This window comes from Streptomyces sp. NPDC101118, assembly GCF_044759445.1.
In the GTDB taxonomy this organism is placed as follows: domain Bacteria; phylum Actinomycetota; class Actinomycetes; order Streptomycetales; family Streptomycetaceae; genus Streptomyces.
In genome coordinates this window covers 277,366-298,310 of sequence record NZ_JBIVZG010000003.1, presented here as the reverse complement: position 1 = coordinate 298,310, position 20,945 = coordinate 277,366, and the positions used below count along the sequence as shown (strand labels likewise).

Here is a 20,945-nt window from a genome sequence, read left to right as displayed (position 1 = left end):
TGTCCGCCGGGGGCCCGTCAGCGCGGGTCCTCGGCGAGGACGCGGGCCATGTTCCGCTCGGCGAGTGCGGTGATGGTGACGAACGGGTTGACGCCCAGCGAGCCCGGGATCAGGGAGCCGTCCACCACGTACAGGCCCGGATACCCCTGGGCCCGGCCGTAGCCGTCGGTGGCCTCGCCGAGCACGCAGCCGCCGAGCGGGTGGTACGTGAAGGTGTCGGCGAAGGCCTTGTTGTCGCCGAAGAGGTCGTACCGGTACATCGTGACGTTGGTGCGGTTGATCCGGTCGAAGAGGCACTTGGCGGCGTTCACCGAGGGCGCGTTCTGGCCGCGTGACCAGTGCAGCCGTGCCGAGTCGGTGGCCGGGTCGTAGCTGAAGGTGCCGCGCTCGGGGTTCTTGGTGATGGCCAGGTACATGCTGATCCAGTGCTCCAGGCCCATCGGGAGCGGGGCGATCTCGGCGAACACCGGGTTGGCGGCGTTGTCCCAGTCGTCGATGCCCAGGGCCGGCATGGTGGCCTGGTTGACGCCCACGGTGTCCCACAGGTGGTTGGCCCGGGCCGTCATGATGTTGCCGTTGCCGCCCCAGTTGGTGCCGACCCGGGGGCTGAGGCCGGGCAGGGCTCCGGTCTCGCGGGCGCGCAGCAGGATCTCGGTGGTGCCGAGGCTGCCCGCGCCTAGGAAGAGCTGCCGGCAGCCGATCTCCTTCCGCTCGACGACCGCTCCCGTGAGGTCGATGCGGTGCACGGTGAGGACGTACGTGCCGTCGGGCTCGCGGCGTACCGCGACCACCTTCTGGAGCGTCTCGATGGTGACGTTGCCGGTGCCGAGGGCGGCGGCGAGGTAGGTCTTGTCGACGCTCTTCTTGCCGTGGTTGTTGCCGTAGATGACCTCTCCGGCCAGGGCCGACTTCGGGACCTGGCCGGCGGCCTCGCGCTGCATGTAGCCGAAGTCGTAGACGTTGGGCACGAACACGGTCTTCAGGCCGGTGTTGCGGGCGTGCTTGCGGGAGATCCTGGCGAAGCGGTACCACTCCGTGGACTCGAACCAGCCGGGGTCGATGTCGTTGACGCCGAGCATCTGCCGGGCCCGCGGGAAGTACGTCCCGTACATCTCGTCGGCGTCGACGGACGGCAGCACCTCGGAGAAGTACGAGCGGCGGGGCGTGGGCGCCATGCCGCCGTTGACCAGGGAGCCGCCGCCCACGCCGCGGCCCACGAAGACGGACATGTCGCCGTAGCCCACCCGGTCGAGGACACCGGGATACGGGGTGATGTTCCTGTTGACGAGGTCCAGCCACAGGAACGTGGCCAGCGGGGCCTCGGTGCGATTGCGGAACCACATGGAACGGTGGTCGGGCGCCGTGGTGGTGTTGAAGATCTTGCCGTCGGAGCCGGGGGTGTCCCAGAGACGGCCCATTTCGAGGACCACGGTCCGTACGCCGGCCTGACCCAGGCGGAGGGCGGCGACGGCGGCGCCGTACCCGGAGCCCACGACGACGGCCGGGGCGTACGAGGCCGCGGCGGGCTCTGCCGCGGCCGCCGAGGACAGGCCGATTCTGGTGAAGCCCAGGGCCGCCGCGGTCTGGAGGGCGCCGAGACCCAGGAGGTGACGGCGCGTCAGCTGAGGTGTCATGGCCGCATCATGGGCGGAATCCAGCCGTCCGCCCATACGCGGTGTTGACACAGATCTGAGTGACAGTCAGATCCGGGCGCGGATCGCGCCCGGCGCCCGGCGACTTGGGAGAAGGAAGTCAGAGCAGCTCGCGGAGGCGGTCCGCCAGGAGGTCCCAGCGCCACTTCTCCTCGACCCAGGCCCGGCCGCGCTCGCCCATCCGGGCCCGCAGCTCCGGGTCCAGCAGCAGCGTCGCGATCCGGTCGGCGGACTCCTCCGCGTCACCGCCCCGCACCACCCAGCCGGTCTCGCCGTCCAGCACCGCGTCCGGGGCGCCGCCCGAATCGCCGGCCACCACGGGCAGCCCGGTGGCCGAGGCCTCCAGGTAGACGATGCCCAGGCCCTCCACGTCGAGCCCGCCGCGCCGGGTCCGGCACGGCATCGCGAAGACGTCACCGGCTCCGTAGTGCGCGGGCAGCTCCGCCCAGGGCACCGCCCCGGTGAACCGCACCGAGTCCGCCACGCCCGTACGGGCCGCCAGCTCGCGCAGGTCCTTCTCGTACGGGCCACCGCCGACGACCAGCAGCACCGCGTCCGGCACCCGCGCCAGGATCCGGGGCATCGCCTCGATCAGCGTGTCCTGACCCTTGCGGGGCACCAGCCGCGAGACGCACACCACGACCGGCCGGTCCGCCAGGCCCAGCCGCTCCCGCACCGCGTCCCCGCCCGAGCCCGGGTGGAAGGTCTTCTCGTCCACGCCCGGCGGCAGCTGCACCATCCGCCCCGCGGCGGCCGGGGTCAGCGCGGACGCGATCCGCGACCGCGTGTACTCCCCGAGGTAGGTGAGGGTGTCGGTGCCCTCGCCGATCCGCCGCAGCAGCTGCCGCGCGGCGGGCAGCTGCGCCCAGCCAGCCTCGTGGCCGTGCGTGGTGGCCACCAGCCGCTTCGCGCCCGCGCGGCGCAGCGCCGGGCCCATCAGCCCGAGCGGCGCGGCCGCGCCGAACCACACCGACTCGCAGCCGTGCTTGCGCAGCAGCGCGACGGCCCTGCGGGTCACCCGGGGCGTGGGCAGCAGCATCGTCGTACGGTCCCGGACCACCTGGAAGGGCTGCTCGGCGTCGAAGGCCGCGGTGGCCTCCCGGCCCTCGGCGCCGTGCTTCCAGGTGGAGGCGTAGACGACGATCCGGTCCGGATCCAGGCGCAGCGCCATGTTGTGCAGGAACGCCTGGATGCCGCCCGGGCGCGGCGGGAAGTCATTGGTCACGATCAGCGTCTTGTGCATCGCCTGCGACAGTACCGAACGGCCGCGCCGAATCGCTCCCGGCCCCGGCCGCACGGCAAAATGGCTCGATGCTCTTGACCGTCTGGTCGGCCACCCGGGCCCTGCTGATGCTCTTCGTCCTGAAGGTCCTCACCCTCCCGGGACCCGACGTGACGACCGACGTGTCCGTGATCTACCAGGGCTGGTACGAGGTGCTGCGCACCGGCTCGTTCCCCCTGGACGACGTCACCTGGCAGTACCCGCCGGGTGCGGCGGTCCCCGTCCTGGCGCCGGGGATGCTGCCGTTCCTCCCGTACCCCACGGCCTTCTTCGTGCTGGCGCTGCTCACCGACGCGGTGGTGACGCTCCTGCTGGTACGGGCCGGGCGGCGGCCGGGGCGCCGACGGGCCGGGGCCTGGACGTGGGTGGTGGGACTGCCGCTCCTCGGGCCCACCGCGTACGCCCGCTACGACCTGATGGTCACCGCCCTGGCCGTGGCGGCGCTGCTGGTCCCCCGGCTGCGCGGGCCGCTGATCGGGCTGGGGGCGCTGGTGAAGGTCTGGCCGGTGCTGCTGCTCACCGGGGTGCGGGCGCGGAGCGTCTGGGTGTCGGCGGGGGTGACGGCCGCGGCGGTGCTGGCGGCCTTCACGCTGCTGATGCCCGGGGCGCTGGCCTTCCTGGCCTTCCAGCGCGACCGGGGCACCGAGGTGGAGTCCCTGGGCGCCCTCGTCTTCCACGTGGCCCGGCACTTCGGCTGGGAGGGCGAGGTGATGATGAACTACGGGTCGGTGGAGTTCCTCGGCCCGTACGTGCCGCTGGTCAGCCGGGCCTCCCTGGCCCTGACCCTGCTGTCCTTCGCGTGGCTGCTGTGGTGGCGCTTCCGGGCCCGCGCCTTCGGCCCGCACACCATGGCGGACGCCGCCTTCGCCGCGGTGCTGCTGTTCACGGTCACCAGCCGGGTGATCAGCCCCCAGTACCTGCTGTGGCTGGTGGGCCTGGCCGCCGTCTGCCTCACGATGCGCTCCTCCCGCATGGAGCCCGCGGCCCGGGTCGTGCTGGCCGCCGCCCTGGCCACCCTGCTGGAGTTTCCCCTGGGCTTCTCGCACGTGGTCCACAGCGACGCCCTGGGCATCACCGTCCTGCTGATCCGCAACGCCCTCCTGGTCACGGCCACGGCCCTCGCCTGCCGGGCCCTCTGGCGCGACACGGTCCCCTCCGGCTCCTGCCCGGCCCGGACCCACGTCTGAGGCGCAGGGGGGGACCTCTGGCCTCGGGGGGGAGGCGTTGGGTGCGGGCCGTGCCCGGCCTGGCGGCCGGGGGCGTGGCGGGATGGGTGCGGGTGGTGCCCGGCCTGGCGGCCGGGGGCCGTGGTCAACGGTGAGCCCGTGGACATGTCTTCTGGGGTGCGCCTCCCGGCATGCCCACTGCTTCAACCGGAATGGCGCCTACAGGCCTTCATGCGCCTCCCGGTCCTACCTTCTGTAGCCGGCTCATGCGTTCAGAGAAGCGTGGCTGAGCTGGCTGGTGGGCTGATGGAGGCTCCCGTGCGCCGGAGACCGCGTGACCGTCTCGCTTGGGCGCACCTTCTGTGGCTGGTGTTCACGACTACCGGTTTTCGATGGTTGCTGCTGTCTCGGACCTCAGCCACAGAAGGTGCGCCCACGCGATAGGTGCGGGCGATCACCGGCGCACGGGAGCCTCCATCAGCCACCCACCATCAGCAACCACGCTTCTCTGAACGCCTGGGCCGGCTACAGGAGGTAGGAGGCCGGGGCGCATGAAGGCCTGTAGGCGCACTGCCGGGCAGGCTTGGCTCGCTTCGGGGAAGCGCACCCCAGAAGGCATGTCCACGGGCTCGCCGTTGACCACTGACCCCGGCCGCAGGGCCGGGCACGGCCCGCACCCGTCCCGCCACCGCCCCTGCCGCCAGGCCAGGAACGGCCCGCACCCTCCCACACCTCAGTCGTCATCCTCGTCGCCGTCACCACTGCCGCCCCCGCCCAGCTGCTCCTGCATGTACTCCCGCCAGTCCGCCGTGAAGGCCTGCTGGTCCGTGCCCAGGACGTTCGCGAAGGCGGACTGCGGGGAGGTGGCGGCGGCCTCGTAGAAGGCGATCAGTTTGTCGCGGCCCCAGTGCTGCTCGATCATGCGGTTGGCCAGCCACGCCGACTCGTACGCCCTCGCCAGGCGCTCGCTGTCGCCCGCGAAGGAGAACTCCCCGGCCTCCGGCAGCTGCGTCGGCGCGGTGCCCGCCCGGACCGCGCGGGCCAGGGCCGGCGCCACCTGGGCCGGTGTACGGCCCGTGTCGCGGTACGCGACCCAGTCCGCGAAGCCCTCGGAGAGCCACAGCGGGGTGTGGGAGGTCGTGGCCCCCCGCGTCGCGACGTGCGCGGTCTCGTGGGTGAGGACGACCTGGCGGCCCAGCTCGCCCAGCTGTCCGTACGCGCCGGGGTTGACCGTCACCCGGTCCCCCGGGCTGGTGGTGACCGCGGCCATCCCCCCGTACGAGCCCGCCGGCGATCCGAGCAGCGCGGCCATCGCGTCGAGCGAGGACGGCACCTGGACGACCACCCGCTCCGGCCACTTCCCCGGCCAGGCGGAGGTCACCTCGGGCACCGCGCGGTCGGCCGTCTCCGCGACCCCCTCCAGGGTCCCCCGCCCCTGCCCGACACCCAGCACCAGCGACCGCGCTCCCCGCACCGCGGTGACCGGGCCCTGGTCCCACAGCTGCGGATGGGCGCCCGCGCCGGGCCGGTCGGAGACGACGGACCAGCGCCCGTCCCGCTTCGCCAGTTCCAGCTCGCGCGGCGAGGTCACCGCGACGCTGTCGTACCCGGCGAGCCGGTAGCGCAGCTCGGCGGCGACGAACGCCCGGTTGCCCTCCCTCTTCACCCCGAGCACCCCGTACTCCCAGGCGGCCAGCGGCACCTGCGCGAGGTTGCCGTAGGCGGCCCGCGCCTCCGGGCGCCGGTCCAGGGACAGGTACCGCGCCTCGTCGCGGGCCAGCTGCGCCGCCGACCAGTCGGCCACCACCCGGCGGACGGACCGGTCGTCGTCGGTGCCGGCGGGAGTGGTGCCGCCCGCGGTGCATCCGGCGACCAGCCCGAGCAGCAGGAGCAGCCCCACCAGCGCGCGCAGACCCGTACGTACCACGTGCCCGATCGTACGTCCGTGCGGGCTCAGACTCGCGTCACCCCGGACACCGGCATCATCCCGACGGGGTCGTAGCGCACCGGCGCCCCCGGGTAGGGCGCGTGGACGACCTGGCCGTTGCCGACGTACATGCCGACGTGGCTGGCGTCCGAGCGGTAGGTGATCAGGTCGCCGGGGCGCGCCTCGGACAGCGGCACCTGGTGGCCGGCGTGGCGCTGGGCCTGTGAGGTGCGCGGCAGCGCGACCCCCGCCTGCCGGTACGACCAGACCATCAGCCCCGAGCAGTCGAAGCCGGAGGGGCCGGTCGCGCCCCAGACGTACGGGCGGCCGACGGCGGCGCGGGCGGCCATCACGGCGGCAGCGGCCCGGCCGGAGGGGGCGCCGCCGCCGGAGATCTCGGGCAGCGCGCCGGCCCGCCCTGAGGAGCGGTTGGCACGCTCGAAGGCGGCCCGCTCCTCGGAGGGCATCTCGTTCAGCAGCCGCCGGGCGGCGGCGAGTTTGGCGGTGACGGAGCGCTTGTGCCGGGCGACGTCCGAGCGCAGCCGCTCCAGTTCGGCGAGCTTGCGGGAGCCCTCGGCCCGCTGCTGGGCCAGCTTGCGCTGCGCTTCGCGGAGTTCGTCCAGTCTGTCGGCCTGGCGGCTGGTCAGCCGGTCCAGGGCCGAGGCCTTCTCCAGGTACCCGTCGGGGTCTTCGGAGAGCATCAGCTCGACGGAGGGGTCGACGCCACCGGCCCGGTACTGGGCTCCGGCGTAGCTGCCGAGGACGCCCCGCATGGTGTTGATGCGCTGCTGGCCGCGGGCGACGGCCTCCTGGACCTGGCGGACCTCGGCGCGCAGCCGGCCGGCCCGTTCGCCGGCCTTGTTGAACCGCTCGGTGGCCTGCTCGGCCTCCTCGAACAGCCGGTCCACGCGGGCCCGGGCGCTGTCGGCCGGCTCCTCCGGCGCGGCGCTCGCGGGAGCCCCCGACATCGCGGCCGCGGCGGTCGCGGCAGCGGCGGCGGCAGACAGGACGGTGACCCTGGTGCCGCGGTCCAGGCCCGAGGACACGGGCCGACGATGGGACGCCACAGGAAGCCGCACTCCCTTCCGCTGGCGCGGCGACCGGGTCCGTCCCCCGTGGACGGCCGTGTGCCGGGTCTCCGCGCGGGGCGACCCTAGCCGCGGGCGCGCGCCCCGGCCAACGACCCGTTTCGGCACACACAGTGACGCCCCGCCGGAGAACACAGGTCACCGGCGGGGCGCGGGGTCAGCTTCGGGTGTCGCAATTCGCCCGGATGGGCGGGTGTCGGCGGGTCGCCGTCCGTTCAGCGGGGCGGGATCAGATCCGGACGCCGAACTGCGGGCTCATGTAGCTGATCTTCTCGTACTTGACGCCGCCGCGCGGGTTGGAGGCGTGCAGCGTCATGCCGTTGCCCGCGTACAGGCCGACGTGGTGCAGGTCGGAGTAGAAGAACACCAGGTCGCCCGGCTGGAGCTGGCTGATCGGGATGCGGGTGCCCTCGTTGGCCTGGGTCCAGGTGGTGCGGGTGATGCCGACGCCGGCCTGCTTGTAGGCCCACTGCGTCAGACCGGAGCAGTCGAAGGCGTTGGGGCCCTCGGCGCCCGAGATGTACGCCGAGCCGAGCTTGGTCTGGGCGGCGGCCAGGGCGGCGCCCGCGCGGCCCGAGGGCTTCACGTTGCCGAGGTCGGGGCGGCTGGCGCCGCTGCGGTTGGCGCGGCCCTCTTCCTGGTCGAGCTTCGCCCGCTCCGCGGCCGTAAGGGTGTTGAGGAGCTTCTGCGCCTCGGCCAGCTTGGCCTGGACGGCGGCCTTCTTCTCGCTGAGCTCCTTGCGGGTGTCGGCGAGGTCCTTGAGCTTGCCGGCGGCCTGGGCGCGCTGCTGGGCGAGGGCCCGCTGCTTGGCCTGGATCTTCTGGACCGACTCGACCTGCTTGGCGCTCAACTGGTCGAGCACGGCGGCCTTGTCGAGGTACTCGTCAGGGTCGGCCGAGAGCAGCAGCTGTATGGAGGTGTCGACCCCGCCGGAGCGGTACTGGGCGCTGGCGAGCGAACCGAGCGCGTTGCGCATCTCGTTGAGCTCGCCCTGGCCGCGGGCCACCTTGTCCTGGAGCTCGCCGATCTGCTTCTGGAGCTTGTCCTGCTGCTCCTTGGCGCCGTTGGCCTTCTCGGTCGCCTTCTCCGCCTCTTCGTAGAGGGCGTCGACCTTGGCCTTCACCTCGTCCTTGCTCGGCTTGGCCGGGGCGGCCTGAGCGGACTGGGAGGCGAGGGCGACGGCCGCGGCGGCGGTTGCGGTGAGCACGGTCACACGAGCGCGGGTCGGCTGCTTGGGTCGACGGTGGGACGCCACGGGGGCGAGCTCCTTCTTCCTAGAGCCGCCGAACAACGCAGTCTCGGCGGTACCTCCGCCCGCCACCCCGAATGGGTGATCAACCGCACGAAGGTTTGATGCCAGACCCTAGTGACCTTCCTGTGATCACTTCAAATCCTGATGAGCAAAATCTCGCGCGCCGACCAGCTTCTTTACCTACAGCGCACGCTCCGTGGCGGCCACTTGACGGTCCGTCCCAGACACGTCCAGCCAAATCGGGCATTAGCCACAGGAGTTACGAGAGGCGCGAAAGCCTCTTCAGCAACAAGGCGGACGCAACGGGCCGCGCCCCCGCCTTGGCCACTCCGTCGGCCACCTCGCGGTCGGTCGAAACCACGACCACCGGGCGCCCGGGCGGCTCGGCGCGCACCAGCTGACGGATCAACTCGTCAGCCGTGACACCGGGCTTGGAGAACAGCACCCGCACCCCGCGCGGCGGTGCGAGCAGCACCGGCGCCGCCAGTTCCGCGCCGTCGAAGACACAGGTCATCTCCGCGCCGGTCTGCGCGGCCAGCACCGAGAGCCCGCCCAGCAGCCGCAGCCGCTGCTTCTCCAGCGGCATCGTCGGGTACCCGGTCTTCGTCACGTTGTAGCCGTCGACCACCAGGTGCGCCTGGGGCAGTGCCAACAGCTGGTCCAGCAGCGCCGGATCGGTCTCCGACAGCGCCCGCGCCGCGATGTCCTTCGGCGTCATGCGCCCGGGCTCCACCGCGTCCACGGTGTCGGCCGGCCGTACCGAGGCCGGCGGCAGCGCCAGTTCCCGGCGCAGCCCCTGGGCCGACTCCAGCACGGTGTCCAGCAGCAGCCGCAGCCGCATGTCCTCGATGCTGCGGCCCTCGCGCGCCGAGCGCCGGCTTGCCTCCAGCGCCGCTTCGACCTCGGCCAGCCGGGACTTCAGCCGACGGGTCTCGCTCTCGGCCGCGGCCACCTGCGCCGCCGCCTCGGACCGGATCCCGTCGATCTCCGCAGTGATCTTGCGCAGCGCGGCCTCGCCGCGCTTGACGTCGTTCTGGGCGCTGCGCAGCTTGCGCTGAAGCGATTCCGCTTCCTTGCGGGCGGCCTCCAGCTCCTGGCGCTGCTGCTCGCCGCCGGTGCGCTGGTGCTCGCGCAGCGCGGCCAGCTCCTCCCGGAGCCGCTCCAGCTCCCGCTGGGTCTCCTCGCCCGCCCGCTCGGCGTCGACCCGCTGGGCCTCCTCGCCCGCGGCGGCGACCAGCTTGACCCAGCCGGCCGGGCGCAGCACGTACGCCACCGCCGCCACGTCCAGCGGGTCGGCGGCGGCCGGCGGCGCCCCGGATTCCAGCGCACCGGCCAGCTCGGCCTGCGTCTCCTTGAGCCGCTCCCCGATCCGGCCCCGGAACACCGGGTCGCTCTCCAGCGCCGCGGCCATCGCGTTGCCGGCGAACTTGGCCCGTCGCGACGGCGTGAAGCGGGCGTACTGGCGCAGCTGCGCCGGGAGGTCCGCGACCGTCAGTCCGCCGAAGGCGTCCGAGACGAACGCGACCACCCGGCGCCGCACGCCTTCCGGCAGAGGCCGGTCGAGCGCCTCGGCGCCGCCGCCGGCCGCACCGGCCGGCTCAGCGCCGCTAGCAGGCTCCACCATCCGTCACCCCTACCGTCAAAACCGTCGTAAAGGGCGGCCGCTCCCTCAGGAGTCGGCGCCCGGCCTGTCCACGAGCTCGATCTGGTCCACCGCGTTGCACCAGCGGCAGCGGACCGACTCGATGGTCTCACTCACCACCTCGCGCTCCTCGACCTTGGGCTCACCCGCGAGGTCGAGGTGGACGTACTCGACCACCTTGGACGAGCGGGTCACGTCGAACCGGGTGAGGTTGCCGCACAGGGTGCAGCGCCAGCGGGTCGTGGCGGTCGGCAGGGGAACCGTCATCGGGCCGTCTCTCTCCTTCTGGGACTTCGGTGCGTGGTGCTTGCGTGCTCTCTTCCGTACCGCTCGTAACCCTACGGCCTGTCGCGACTGCCGGGTGGAGCCCTGTCCTCCATGCGAGACACGGCGAGGCAAGCTGTCCCGGTCCGTCCCATACGGGATGCTCTGGTCATGATCGTAAGGTGGGGAACCGTCCGGGGCTCGCTGGTCACGCACACCCTGATCGCCGCCTGCACCGTGCTCTTCCTGCTCGGTCCGCTGTCCGGCTTCGACCCGCTGTACGGCACCGGCGACGAGCTGCTGGCCGCGCAGACGGAGTACCTGCACCGGTGGGGCGTGGTGCCGGACGAGCTGTTCACCGGCTCGGGCCGGGCCGCCCTGACCCCGCTCACGGCGCTCTTCGTGCACGGCAACTGGCTGCACCTGCTGGGGAACATGCTCTTCCTCTACGTCTTCGGCGTGATGGCCGAGGAGCGCATGGGCCGCCTGGAGTTCGCCTTCTTCTACCTGGTGTCCGGATACCTGGCGCTGCTGGCGTACGCGGCGGCCAACGCCGACTCCCCGCAGACCCTCATCGGCGCCTCGGGGGCCATCTCGGCCGTGCTCGGGGCCTTCCTCTGCCTGTTCCCGCGGGCCCGGGTGACCAGCCTGGTCCCCGTACTCCTCTTCCTGCCGCTGCGCTTCCCGGCCTGGATCGTGCTGGTGTTCTGGTTCGCCCTGCAGTGGGTGGCCGCGAACCGGGCCGGGAGCGGGCCGGGGGTCGCCTATCTGGCCCACCTCGTGGGCTTCTCGATCGGCTTCCTCTACGCCTGGGGGCGCTACCGCCGTACGACTAGAGTGAAGGACCCAGCCACGGCCACCGAGGGAGACAGCCAGCCGTGATCACCGCCCTTGTGCTCATCAAGACCAGCGTGGACCGCATCCCCGAGATCGCCGAGTCGATCGCCGCGCTGGACAACGTCAGCGAGGTCTACTCCGTGACGGGGACCTACGACCTGATCGCGATGGTCCGCGTAGGACGCCACGAGGACCTGGCGGACATCATCCCGGGCAAGATCAGCAAGATCCCCGGTGTCGAGGCCACGGACACGCACGTCGCGTTCCGCACCTACTCCCAGCACGACCTCGAGGCCGCCTTCGCGATCGGCCTCGACGCCTGACCGCTCGGGACCGCACCGTCCCGGGCATGCCGGTGGCGGGCCACCGGGGCCCGCCACATCGTGCACGAGGATCGGGAACGGACCATCGGGTCCGTGAGCGACGGTCAGACCGCCGGGACGCAGCGGCCCTCTTCCGTGCGGTACTGCCACTTGGCGCCGTCGGTGACCAGTTCCCGGACGGCGCCGACGAAGCGCTCCACGTGCTCGTCGGGGGTGCCGGCGCCGAAGCTGACGCGGATCGCGTTCAGGCTGCGCTCACCGGGGGCCGCCTCCGGGGCCCCGCACTCGCCCGGCTCCTGCGGCTCGCTGCCCAGCAGGGTGCGCACCAGCGGGTGGGCGCAGAACAGGCCGTCGCGGACGCCGATGCCGTACTCGGCGGACAGCGCGGCGGCGAAGTGGGAGCTGTTCCAGCCGTCCACGACGAAGGAGATCACGCCCACGCGGGGCGCGTCGTCGCCGAACAGCGACAGGATCCGCACCTCGGGCACGTCGGCCAGGCCCTCGCGGACCCGCCGGACCAGCTCCTGCTCGCGCGCCACCAGCCGGTCGAAGCCGGCCTCGGTCAGCGCCCGGCAGGCGGAGGCGATCGAGTAGACGCCGATCACGTTCGGCGAACCGGCCTCGTGACGGGCGGCGGTGGTGTGCCACTCGACGTCCACGCCCCCGGCGCCCTCCCCGCTGACGCGCCGCGTCACCTTCCGGGAGGCACCCCCGCCGGCCAGGTACGGCTCCGCCTCCTGGAGCCAGTCCGCGCGGCCGGCCAGCACGCCGGAGCCGAAGGGCGCGTACAGCTTGTGGCCGGAGAAGGCCACCCAGTCCACGTCCAGCTCCGTGACGGAGACCGGGTGGTGGGGCGCCAGTTGGGCGGCGTCCAGCACGATCCGCGCGCCGTGCGCGTGGGCCGCGGCGGCCAGTTCCCTGACCGGCCACAGCTCGCCGGTGACGTTGGAGGCGCCGGTCACGCAGACCAGGGCGGGGCCGTAGGGTTCACGGTCGGCCAGCGCGCGCTCCAGGGTCTCCACGGCCTGCTCCGGGGTCCGCGGGGCGTTGAGGTAGGTCACCCGCGCGTCCCGCCAGGGCAGCAGCGAGGCGTGGTGCTCGGTCTCGAAGACGAACACCTGGCAGCCGGCCGGGAGCACCTGCGCCAGCAGGTTGAGCGAGTCGGTGGTGGACCGGGTGAAGATCACCTGATCGGACGGCCGGCAGCCGAGGAACTCGTGCACCGTGGCCCGGCTCTGCTCGAACAGGTCGGTCGACAGCTGCGACAGGTACCCGGCGCCCCGGTGCACGCTGCCGTAGTACGGGGCGTACGCGGCCACGTCGTCCCACACCCGCTGGAGCGCGGGGGCGCTGGCCGCGTAGTCCAGGGCCGCGTAGGTGACCTCGCCGCCGGTGACCAGCGGCACGGTCACGTCCCGGCCGAGCACGGGCAGCGGCCCGTCACAGCAGGCGTCGGCCCCGGCCGGGGCGGCGTCGGTGGAGGCGGCAGGGGCGGAGGGGGTGACGGTGGTGGCAGCGGCGGCGTTCGGGTACGCGGACATGACGGTGTCTCCCGGTGGAGGAAGGGCGGATGGCTTCGTTCGGCCCGTACGCGGGTACGCCGGAGCGGCACGTGGAGTACGGGAGTTGCCTCGACGCACGGGGACGCGGAAGTGCCGCGGAACCGTACGGAGGGGTGAAGAAGGGCGCTGGGCGCTTATCGCATTCGCTTGCTCACGGAAGAAGCTCCTCGAGAGACCAGGACCCCTGGTGTTCGAGGGGTCCGCGCTTGCCGAGGGCCTTGCTGCCCACGGCCTGGTCATCACCCGGGGCACCCCGCCACGGACGGAGGGTTGCCGGACAGCAAGCCGGGGCCAAAACGCTGTCACTCGTGACCTGGTGAGCATCCTGCCACAAGATCCGCTCCGCGCAAGCGGCTGTCCGCATCCCGGACCCGCCGTACGCGCGAGGGGGCCGGGACGCAGCCGTCCCGGCCCCCTCGGACTCAGGGCCCACCGGGCCCTGAGCAGGCGCTACGCGTTGCTGGCGGCCACCCAGCGCTCCAGGGCGGCACGAGCCGCGCCGGAGTCGATCGACTCGGCCGCTCGGGCGATGCCCGCCGCGATCTCCTCCTCCAGGGAGCCGCCGCCGGGCTCCACGGCCACCAGGGCCGCCGCCGAGTTCAGCAGTACGGCATCCCGCACCGGGCCGGTCTCGCCGGCCAGCAGGCGACGGGCCACGTCGGCGTTGTACGAGGCGTCGGCGCCGCGCAGCTCCGCGACGTCCACCAGCGGGATGCCGACGTCGCGCGGGTCGAAGGACTGCTCGACCGACTTGCCGTCGCGGACCCACCAGACCCGGGAGGTGGCGGTGGTGGTCAGCTCGTCCAGACCGTCGTCCCCGCGGAACACCAGTGCGGAGGAGCCCCGCTCGGCGAGCACGCCGGCGACGATGGGCGCCATCCGGGCGTCGGCGACGCCGGTGGCCTGGGAGCGCACCCGGGCGGGGTTGGTGAGCGGGCCGAGGAAGTTGAAGGTGGTCCTGATGCCCAGCTCCTTGCGGGCGGCGGCCACGTGCCGCAGCGCCGGGTGGAACTTGACGGCGAAGCAGAAGGTGATGCCGGCCTCCTCGGCCACCTCCGCGACGCGGCGCGGGGTGAGGTCGAGGTTGACGCCGAGCTTCTCCAGGACGTCCGAGGCGCCGCTCGCGGAGGACGCGGCCCGGTTGCCGTGCTTGACGACCTTGGCGCCCGTGCCGGCGACCACGACGGCCGACATGGTGGAGATGTTGACGGTCTTCGCGCCGTCGCCGCCGGTGCCCACGATGTCCACCGTGCGGCCGGGCACCTCGATGAGGTTGGCGTGCGCGTACATCGTCCGCACGAGGCCGTTGATCTCGGCGACGGTCTCGCCCTTGGCCCGCAGCGCGACCGCGAAGCCGGCGATCTGGGCGTTGGTCGCCTCGCCGCGCATGATCCGGTCCATGGCCCACGCGGTGTCGTCCGCGGAGAGGTCCTGTCCGGTGAGGAGGGCGTCCAGGACGCCCGGCCAGGACCGGTCCGCCACGCTGTCGCCGCCTGCCGGGGTCACAACGTTCATGGTCCACTCCTGGGTCCACAGCCGAAAAAGGGGTCACCCTCAGCCTATCGACCCCCACGGACGGCGAAGAGCCCCGTCCAGACAGTGGACCTCCGGACTATGGACGGATATGGACGGCCCGGCTGCCTGAGGGCCTCGGACCGCTCCGACCGGCCGACCGCCCGGACGCCCGGACGAGCCCGTCCGGTGCCCGGACGGCGAAGAGCCCCGTCCGGTGCCCGGACGGGGCTCTTGCCGTGGCGACTGCTTCAGGAGTCACGCGCGGGGCGCGTCACTCCTGAGATCATCCGGAGGTCAGTGGTGGCCGTGGCCGCTCTGGATCTCCTTGTACTCCTCCACCGAGGGCTTCGGAATCTGGTTGTTCTCGCCGTAGTAGCCCTTGCTGAGCTTCACGCGCAGCTTCTCGCTGCCCTTGACCTTGCGCTCGACGCCGTTCTCGTCGACCGTCGGGCCCAGCTCGGCCGGCGCGTACTGCTCGTGCGCGGTGAGCGTGTGCAGCTTGGCCTGGTTGAGCGGCTCGTGGACCTCGACGAACTCACCGTGCGGCAGGCGCTTGATGATGCCGGTCTCCCGACCGTGCAGCACCTTGTCCTTGTCCCGGCGCTGGAGGCCGAGGCAGATGCGCTTGGTGATGACGAAGGCGATGACCGGGCCGACGAAGAAGCCGATCCGGGCGAACCAGGTGATCGAGTTGATCGACATGTGGAAGTACTGCGCGAACATGTCGTTGCCACCCGCGATGAGCAGGATGACGTACCAGGTCAGCCACGCCACACCGAAGCCGGTGCGGGTCGGGGCGTTGCGCGGGCGGTCCAGGATGTGGTGCTCGCGCTTGTCGCCGGTGACCCAGGACTCGATGAACGGGTAGACCGCGATGGCCGCGAGGACCAGCGGGAAGATCACCAGCGGGATGAAGACGCCCAGGACGAGCGTGTGACCCCAGAGGTTGATCTCCCAGCCCGGCATGGCACGGATGAGGCCCTCGGAGAAGCCCATGTACCAGTCCGGCTGCGCACCCGTGGACACGTGGTCCGGGATGTACGGGCCGAGCGCCCAGATCGGGTTGATCGAGGCGATCGCCGCGACGGCCGCGATGACACCGAAGACCAGGAAGAAGAAGCCTCCGGCCTTGGCCATGTAGACCGGCATCAGCGGCAGGCCGACGACGTTCTTCTCGGTACGGCCCGGACCCGCGAACTGCGTGTGCTTGTGGTACACGACGAGGATCAGGTGGGCGACCAGCAGGCCGAGCATGATGCCCGGGAGCAGCAGGATGTGGATCGAGTAGAACCGGGCCACGAAGTCGTGGCCGGGGAACTCGCCGCCGAAGAGGAAGAACGACAGGTACGTGCCGACGATCGGCACGGACAGGATCGCGCCCTCCATGAAGCGGACACCGGTGCCCGAGAGCAGGTCGTCCGGCAGGGAGTAACCGGTGAAGCCGGTGAACATGCCGAGGACCAGCAGCAGGAAGCCGAAGACCCAGTTGATCTCGCGCGGCTTGCGGAAGGCGCCCGTGAAGAAGACGCGCATCATGTGCACGAGCATCGCCGCGACGAAGATCAGCGCCGCCCAGTGGTGGATCTGCCGGATGAGCAGACCGCCGCGGACGTCGAAGCTGATGTCCAGGGTCGAGGCGAAGGCCTCGGACATCCGCACACCCTGCATGGGCACGTACGAGCCGTGGTACACGACCTCGTTCATGCTCGGGTGGAAGAACAGCGTCAGGTACACACCCGTGAGGATGATGATGATGAAGCTGTAGAGGCAGATCTCACCCAGCATGAAGGACCAGTGGTCCGGGAAGATCTTGCGCATGTTGGACTTGGCCAGGGCGTAGATGCCCAGACGGCCGTCGGCCCAGTCGGCTACGCGCTCGCCCGCGGGCGCTTTGCGCGTCTCGGTGGCAGTGCTCATCCGCGCTCCCAGAATGCAGGACCGACGGGCTCTTCGAAGTCGCCGAGCGCCTCGAGGAAGCCTTCGTCATTCACACCGATCCGCAGCTGCGGAAGGGCGTGACCGGCCGGGCCGAAGATGACGCGGGCGCCGTCGGAGAGGTCGAAAGTGGACTGGTGGCACGGGCAGAGCACGTGGTGCGTCTGCTGCTCGTACAGGCTGATCGGACAGCCGACGTGGGTGCAGATCTTGGAGTAGGCCACGATGCCGTCGTGGGACCACTCCAGCTCCTGCTTGTCCTTGATGTCCTCCGGCTGGATGCGGACGATCATCAGGGCCGCCTTGGCGATCTCCTGCATGTAGTCGTGCTGGTCCTCCTCCAGGCCCTCGGGCTGGGCGAAGGTCAGCGAACCGACGGCGACGTCCTCGGGACGCAGCGGCTCCATCGTGTTCTGGTTGATGAGCAGCTTGCCCTTGGCCCACGACGTGGTGCGGAGCTTCTTCTCCGGCAGCGGGCCGAGGTCGCGCAGCAGCACGACGCCGGACAGCGGGACCATGGCCAGCGCGCCGAGCATCGTGTTGCGGATCAGCTTGCGGCGCGGCAGGTCGGAGTCCTTGACGCCGTCCGCGAAGTCCTGCATGACCGCGGCCTTGACCTCCGGCGACGCCGCGATCTCGTGGCGGTCGTCGGCGATCTCCACGTCGGACATCAGGGTGCGGGCCCAGTGGACCGCGCCCGCGCCGATGCAGAAGAGGGCGGTGCCCAGGGTCAGACCCAGCGCGAAGTTGAGCCCGCTCACGTGGCCGAACGGCCAGATGAACACGATCTTGTCGACGGGGATGGCCACGTAGGAGGCGATGAAGCCGATCGTGGCCAGCATCGACACCGTGAACAGGAGGGCGACGGTGCGCTCGGAGTGCCTCGCGGCGCGCTCGTCGATGTCCTGGATGCGCGGCTTGTGGGCCGGCAGGCCCGGGTCGGCGAACGGGTCGTCCGCAACCGCTACACCACCGTGGTGCGCGTCCTGCTCGCTCGGCAGGTTCTCTTCGGGAATGTCTTGGCTACTCATGACTTCTTGGCCTTAGCGGTGTGGGCCGCGACCCAGACGGCGACAGCGATGAGCGCACCCAGACCGAACACCCAGCCGAACAGGCCTTCGCTGACGGGGCCGAGGCCGCCGAGCTTGAGGCCACCGGGGCTCGCGGACTCGTCTCCGTTGACGGTCTTCAGGTACGCGATGATGTCCTTCTTCTCCTTCTCCGGCATGGTGCTGTCCGGGAAGGAGGGCATGTTCTGCGGGCCGGTGAGCATGGCCTCGTAGATGTGCTTCGGCTCCACGCCCTCGAGGTTCGGCGCGTACTTGCCGTAGGTCAGCGCACCGCCCTCACCGGTGAAGTTGTGGCACTGCGCGCAGTTGTTGCGGAAGAGCACGCCACCCCGGGCGACGTCGGCTCCGGCCGGGTCGTACTGCTTCTCGCTCGGCACGGCGGGGCCGGCACCGAGGGAGGCGATGTACGCGGCGAGCTGGTCGATCTGCGCCTGGGTGTAGATGTTCTTCTTGCGCGGGACCTGCGCGCCCGGCTGCTGGGCGGGCATGCGGCCCGTGCTCACCTGGAAGTCGACCGCGGCAGCGCCCACGCCGACCAGGCTGGGGCCGTCGGAGGAACCCTGACCGGACGGGCCGTGACAGGTGGCACAGCCGACGGCGTAGAGCTTCTGGCCCTCCTCGATGGCGAGGGACTGGGCGGTTTCATCGGCCTGCGCCTTGCCCGCGGGGGCGAAGGCGGCGTACAGCCCCCCAGTGGCCGCCAGCGCGAGGAGTAGAACGACGACCGCCGCCAGCGGATGGCGTCGTCGTGCGGAGAGCTTTTTCACGGATTACCCCGGTGTCAGGATCTTCTGCGTCGGTGCTTGCTGGATGAGTGTCGGGCCGGGCCCGATTACTTGATCAGGTAGATCGTGGCGAAGAGGCCGATCCAGACAACATCGACGAAGTGCCAGTAGTAGGACACGACGATGGCCGAAGTGGCCTGTTCGTGGGTGAACCTCTTGGCCGCGTACGTCCGGCCCAGGACCAGCAGGAAGGCGATGAGACCGCCCGTCACGTGCAGACCGTGGAAGCCGGTGGTCAGGTAGAAGACCGAGCCGTAGGGGCCGGACGAGAGCGACATGCCCTCGTGCTTGACCAGCTCGGTGTACTCGAACACCTGGCCGCCAATGAAGATCGCACCCATCACGAAGGTGATCACGAACCAGGTGCGGAGCTTCTTCACGTCACCGCGCTCGGCGGCGAAGACGCCGAGCTGGCAGGTGAGGGAGGAGAGCACCAGGATCGTGGTGTTCGTCGCCGAGAAGGGAAGGTTCAGGGCCTCTGCCTGTTCCGACCAGTACTCGGTGCCCGTCACCGATCGCAGGGTGAAGTACATCGCGAAAAGGGCCGCGAAGAACATCAGCTCGGAACTCAACCAGATGATGGTTCCGACGCTGACGAGGTTCGGCCGATTGACCGTCGGGTGCGCGTGCCCGGTATCTACTGTCGTTGCTGTCGCCACGACCGACATTATGTCGGTCGCTTATCCCGCCCTCACCCCGGGGGGTGCCGTTCGGAGTGTCCGGGGGGTGTGCACTGCCCGAACGGCCCATCAGACGGCTGTCCGAACCGATGTTGAGGGGGCGTCGGACGGAGTAGCATCCGCGCATCATCAACGTGATTCATGTGACACGTGGAGGAACGATGCGGGCGACTGCGAGGGTCCTGGTCTACAGCGACGACGCCAATACCCGGGAGCAGGTGCGGCTTGCGGCGGGGCGCCGGCCCGCGTCGGACGTGCCGCCGCTGGAGTTCCTTGAGTGCGCGACGCTGCCCGCGGTGCTGAAGGCCCTGGACGACGGCGGGATCGACCTCTGCGTCCTGGACGGCGAGGCGGTGCCGGCGGGCGGCATGGGCGTGTGCCGGCAGATCAAGGACGAGGTCTTCAACTGCCCGCCCGTGCTGCTGCTGATCGGGCGCCCGCAGGACGCCTGGCTGGCGACCTGGAGCCGGGCCGACGCCGCGGTCACCCTGCCGGTGGACCCGGTCGAGTTCCCGGACACGCTGGCGGCGCTGCTGCGCAAGCGGCTGTCCCGCGCCGCCTGACGGCCCGCTCGACGCCCGGGAGGCGCCGTACGGGCCGTACGGCGCCTCCTGCGGGCCTGCACGCCCCTTCGGGCGGACCGCGCCCCTTCCGCCCCGGCGGTTACACCTGGGGCCGCAGCCGTGCCGTGTCCGCCGGGGTCCGGTCGGGGGTGCCGGCGAGCAGGGCGCTGCCCTGGCGCCACTTGTCCCAGGCCAGGTTCCAGTCGCCGAAGCCGTTGCCGAAGGTGTCCATCTCGTTGCCGATGCTGTTGACGACCTTCACGATGTCGCCGGCGCGGATGTTCTCGTAGAACCAGGCGGCGTTGCCGGTGCTCATGCCGGTGCAGCCGTGGCTGACGTTCTCGTAGCCCTGGGAGCCCACCGACCAGGGTGCAGCGTGCACGTATTCACCGCTCCAGGTGACCCTGGTGGCGTAGTAGACGGGCAGGTCGTACGACTCCGAGCTGCCCTCGGCGATGCCGATGCTGGTGCCGCGCATCCGTACGAAGTACTCCTTGCCCAGCACGACCTTGACCCCGTTGCGGGTGGAGAAGCCGGGCTTTCCGGTGGTCACCGGAATGGTGTTGATCACTTCTCCGTTGCGCTTGAAGGTGAGCTGGTGCGCGGAGGCGTCGGTGATGGCCTCGACCCGGTCGCCGATGGTGAGCTTCAGGGGCGTGGCGGCGGCGCCGTACAGGTGGTCGCCGACCCGGACCCCCTCCAGGTTGCTCCGTACGGAGACGGTGGAGTTGGCGGGCCAGTACTCCTTGGGGCGGAAGTGCAGCTTCTTGTCGTCCACCCAGTACCAGGAGCCGTCGACGCGGGGGCTGGACTCCACGACCAGGGCGCGTTCGACGACGGCGCGGGCGGCCTTGTCCTTGACCGGTTCGCTGAGTTCGGCCGTGATGGGCTGGCCGACGCCGTAGGTGCCCGCGTCCGGGCCGAACTCGGCCTTGAGGAGCTTCTTGGCCGGGGTGGTCTCGAAGCTCAGGGTGCGGCGTCCGGGGGCGCCGTCCTCGTCCTCCGTGCTGACGGTGAGGGCGTAGCGGACGCCGGCGGCGAGCGCCGCGGTGCTGTGCCAGCGGTCGCCGTCCGCGGAGAGTTCGCCCGCCAGGCGGCGGCCGTGGGTGTCGGTGACGGTGACGTCGGTGATGCGGCCGTCCTCGCCCTTGAGGGTGACCTCCAGGGGGCGGTCGGGGTCGATCGGCCGGCTGCCGGCCTTCTGGTTGAAGGCGACCTGGTCGGCCGCGTCGTACGGGGAGGCGGAGAGCGGGTGGTCCCCGGTCCCGCACGCGGTGGCCCCGGCCCCGAGGGACGCGACCAGCAGGGAGCAGCTGAGTACCGTCCAAAGACGCGGTGTGTGACTCATGCCATAACGCTATGAACAGATGGCAACCACGGCGCGCCGGGTGCCTGCAAACGA

18 protein-coding genes and 1 riboswitch are annotated in these 20,945 nt (G+C 71.3%); of the genes, 4 read left to right on the top strand and 14 right to left on the bottom strand.

Translation table 11 applies throughout. The annotated features are described in order from the left end of the window. Window positions 1-17 precede the first annotated feature (17 nt). On the bottom strand, window positions 18-1,634 hold the full coding sequence (locus tag ACIQUQ_RS07270; protein WP_403972276.1) for a GMC oxidoreductase: 1,617 nt from the start codon (window positions 1,632-1,634) through the stop codon (window positions 18-20). Between the two features lie 118 nt (window positions 1,635-1,752). Then, entirely contained in the window at window positions 1,753-2,895 is a 1,143-nt protein-coding gene (locus ACIQUQ_RS07265) for a glycosyltransferase family 4 protein (protein ID WP_403972274.1), read from the bottom strand. 68 nt (window positions 2,896-2,963) lie between these two features. Between ACIQUQ_RS07265 and ACIQUQ_RS07260 the strand changes: the two genes are divergently transcribed. Beyond that, window positions 2,964-4,121 carry a glycosyltransferase 87 family protein gene (locus ACIQUQ_RS07260; protein WP_403972272.1) on the top strand — a complete coding sequence of 386 codons (1,158 nt, stop codon included), beginning with the start codon at window positions 2,964-2,966 and terminating at the stop codon, window positions 4,119-4,121. Between the two features lie 712 nt (window positions 4,122-4,833). Here ACIQUQ_RS07260 and ACIQUQ_RS07255 read toward each other — a convergent pair. The 5 genes from ACIQUQ_RS07255 to ACIQUQ_RS07235 form a co-directional block, all read right to left on the bottom strand. Beyond that, the gene (locus tag ACIQUQ_RS07255) at window positions 4,834-6,027 is read right to left on the bottom strand and encodes a hypothetical protein (protein WP_403972270.1); all 1,194 of its coding nucleotides are present in this window, start codon (window positions 6,025-6,027) and stop codon (window positions 4,834-4,836) included. A 26-nt stretch (window positions 6,028-6,053) separates the two neighbouring features. Further along, window positions 6,054-7,094 (bottom strand): NlpC/P60 family protein, encoded by a 1,041-nt coding sequence (locus ACIQUQ_RS07250; protein ID WP_403972268.1) that lies wholly within the window; start codon window positions 7,092-7,094, stop codon window positions 6,054-6,056. Window positions 7,095-7,344: 250 nt separating this feature from the next. Continuing rightward, a complete protein-coding gene (locus ACIQUQ_RS07245; protein ID WP_399939664.1) occupies window positions 7,345-8,370 on the bottom strand; it encodes an NlpC/P60 family protein in 1,026 nt (341 codons plus the stop codon). Window positions 8,371-8,626: 256 nt separating this feature from the next. Beyond that, window positions 8,627-9,991, bottom strand: coding sequence for an NYN domain-containing protein (locus tag ACIQUQ_RS07240; protein ID WP_403972266.1), 1,365 nt, complete (start codon window positions 9,989-9,991; stop codon window positions 8,627-8,629). Window positions 9,992-10,036: 45 nt separating this feature from the next. After that, window positions 10,037-10,276 carry a hypothetical protein gene (locus tag ACIQUQ_RS07235; RefSeq protein ID WP_114057246.1) on the bottom strand — a complete coding sequence of 80 codons (240 nt, stop codon included), beginning with the start codon at window positions 10,274-10,276 and terminating at the stop codon, window positions 10,037-10,039. A 168-nt stretch (window positions 10,277-10,444) separates the two neighbouring features. On the opposite strand from ACIQUQ_RS07235, the gene ACIQUQ_RS07230 reads away from it, so the two are divergent. Next, on the top strand, window positions 10,445-11,155 hold the full coding sequence (locus tag ACIQUQ_RS07230; RefSeq protein ID WP_403972263.1) for a rhomboid family intramembrane serine protease: 711 nt from the start codon (window positions 10,445-10,447) through the stop codon (window positions 11,153-11,155). Continuing rightward, entirely contained in the window at window positions 11,152-11,433 is a 282-nt protein-coding gene (locus tag ACIQUQ_RS07225; protein ID WP_399939655.1) for an Lrp/AsnC family transcriptional regulator, read from the top strand. Before ACIQUQ_RS07230 ends, ACIQUQ_RS07225 begins: the two co-directional genes overlap by 4 nt. Window positions 11,434-11,537: 104 nt before the next feature. Here ACIQUQ_RS07225 and ACIQUQ_RS07220 read toward each other — a convergent pair whose 3' ends face one another. The 6 genes from ACIQUQ_RS07220 to ACIQUQ_RS07195 form a co-directional block, all read right to left on the bottom strand. Further along, window positions 11,538-12,974, bottom strand: a complete 1,437-nt coding sequence (locus ACIQUQ_RS07220; RefSeq protein WP_403972260.1) for an aminotransferase class V-fold PLP-dependent enzyme — start codon at window positions 12,972-12,974, stop codon at window positions 11,538-11,540. A gap of 218 nt (window positions 12,975-13,192) precedes the next feature. After that, a riboswitch (SAM riboswitch) is annotated at window positions 13,193-13,309 on the bottom strand. 136 nt (window positions 13,310-13,445) lie between these two features. Then, a complete protein-coding gene (trpD, locus tag ACIQUQ_RS07215) occupies window positions 13,446-14,510 on the bottom strand; it encodes an anthranilate phosphoribosyltransferase (protein WP_403972258.1) in 1,065 nt (354 codons plus the stop codon). 294 nt (window positions 14,511-14,804) lie between these two features. Continuing rightward, window positions 14,805-16,427, bottom strand: coding sequence for a cytochrome bc complex cytochrome b subunit (locus ACIQUQ_RS07210; protein ID WP_403972256.1), 1,623 nt, complete (start codon window positions 16,425-16,427; stop codon window positions 14,805-14,807). Then, window positions 16,424-17,476, bottom strand: coding sequence for a Rieske 2Fe-2S domain-containing protein (locus ACIQUQ_RS07205; RefSeq protein WP_403972254.1), 1,053 nt, complete (start codon window positions 17,474-17,476; stop codon window positions 16,424-16,426). The genes ACIQUQ_RS07210 and ACIQUQ_RS07205 overlap by 4 nt, the downstream gene beginning before the upstream one ends. Beyond that, window positions 17,473-18,282 carry a c-type cytochrome gene (locus ACIQUQ_RS07200; RefSeq protein WP_403972252.1) on the bottom strand — a complete coding sequence of 270 codons (810 nt, stop codon included), beginning with the start codon at window positions 18,280-18,282 and terminating at the stop codon, window positions 17,473-17,475. The genes ACIQUQ_RS07205 and ACIQUQ_RS07200 overlap by 4 nt, the downstream gene beginning before the upstream one ends. Before the next feature lie 65 nt (window positions 18,283-18,347). After that, entirely contained in the window at window positions 18,348-18,968 is a 621-nt protein-coding gene (locus tag ACIQUQ_RS07195) for a heme-copper oxidase subunit III (RefSeq protein WP_399939640.1), read from the bottom strand. 173 nt (window positions 18,969-19,141) lie between these two features. On the opposite strand from ACIQUQ_RS07195, the gene ACIQUQ_RS07190 reads away from it, so the two are divergent. Further along, window positions 19,142-19,543 carry a hypothetical protein gene (locus tag ACIQUQ_RS07190; RefSeq protein WP_403972250.1) on the top strand — a complete coding sequence of 134 codons (402 nt, stop codon included), beginning with the start codon at window positions 19,142-19,144 and terminating at the stop codon, window positions 19,541-19,543. Window positions 19,544-19,643: 100 nt separating this feature from the next. On the opposite strand, the gene ACIQUQ_RS07185 is transcribed toward ACIQUQ_RS07190, so the two are convergent. Next, window positions 19,644-20,891, bottom strand: a complete 1,248-nt coding sequence (locus ACIQUQ_RS07185; protein WP_403972248.1) for an Ig-like domain-containing protein — start codon at window positions 20,889-20,891, stop codon at window positions 19,644-19,646. Between the last annotated feature and the right edge of the window lie 54 nt (window positions 20,892-20,945).

Excerpts from the sequence above, each read along its gene's own strand:
- ACIQUQ_RS07195 (WP_399939640.1), bottom strand. The coding sequence starts at position 18,968 with ATGTCGGTCGTGGCGACAGCAACGACAGTAGATACCGGGCACGCGCAC.
- ACIQUQ_RS07270 (WP_403972276.1), bottom strand. The coding sequence starts at position 1,634 with ATGACACCTCAGCTGACGCGCCGTCACCTCCTGGGTCTCGGCGCCCTC.
- ACIQUQ_RS07205 (WP_403972254.1), bottom strand. The coding sequence starts at position 17,476 with ATGAGTAGCCAAGACATTCCCGAAGAGAACCTGCCGAGCGAGCAGGAC.
- ACIQUQ_RS07230 (WP_403972263.1), top strand. The coding sequence starts at position 10,445 with ATGATCGTAAGGTGGGGAACCGTCCGGGGCTCGCTGGTCACGCACACC.
- ACIQUQ_RS07190 (WP_403972250.1), top strand. The coding sequence starts at position 19,142 with ATGCGGGCGACTGCGAGGGTCCTGGTCTACAGCGACGACGCCAATACC.
- ACIQUQ_RS07235 (WP_114057246.1), bottom strand. The coding sequence starts at position 10,276 with ATGACGGTTCCCCTGCCGACCGCCACGACCCGCTGGCGCTGCACCCTG.
- ACIQUQ_RS07185 (WP_403972248.1), bottom strand. The coding sequence starts at position 20,891 with ATGAGTCACACACCGCGTCTTTGGACGGTACTCAGCTGCTCCCTGCTG.
- ACIQUQ_RS07210 (WP_403972256.1), bottom strand. The coding sequence starts at position 16,427 with ATGAGCACTGCCACCGAGACGCGCAAAGCGCCCGCGGGCGAGCGCGTA.
- ACIQUQ_RS07265 (WP_403972274.1), bottom strand. The coding sequence starts at position 2,895 with ATGCACAAGACGCTGATCGTGACCAATGACTTCCCGCCGCGCCCGGGC.
- ACIQUQ_RS07260 (WP_403972272.1), top strand. The coding sequence starts at position 2,964 with ATGCTCTTGACCGTCTGGTCGGCCACCCGGGCCCTGCTGATGCTCTTC.
- ACIQUQ_RS07220 (WP_403972260.1), bottom strand. The coding sequence starts at position 12,974 with ATGTCCGCGTACCCGAACGCCGCCGCTGCCACCACCGTCACCCCCTCC.
- trpD (WP_403972258.1), bottom strand. The coding sequence starts at position 14,510 with ATGAACGTTGTGACCCCGGCAGGCGGCGACAGCGTGGCGGACCGGTCC.
- ACIQUQ_RS07240 (WP_403972266.1), bottom strand. The coding sequence starts at position 9,991 with ATGGTGGAGCCTGCTAGCGGCGCTGAGCCGGCCGGTGCGGCCGGCGGC.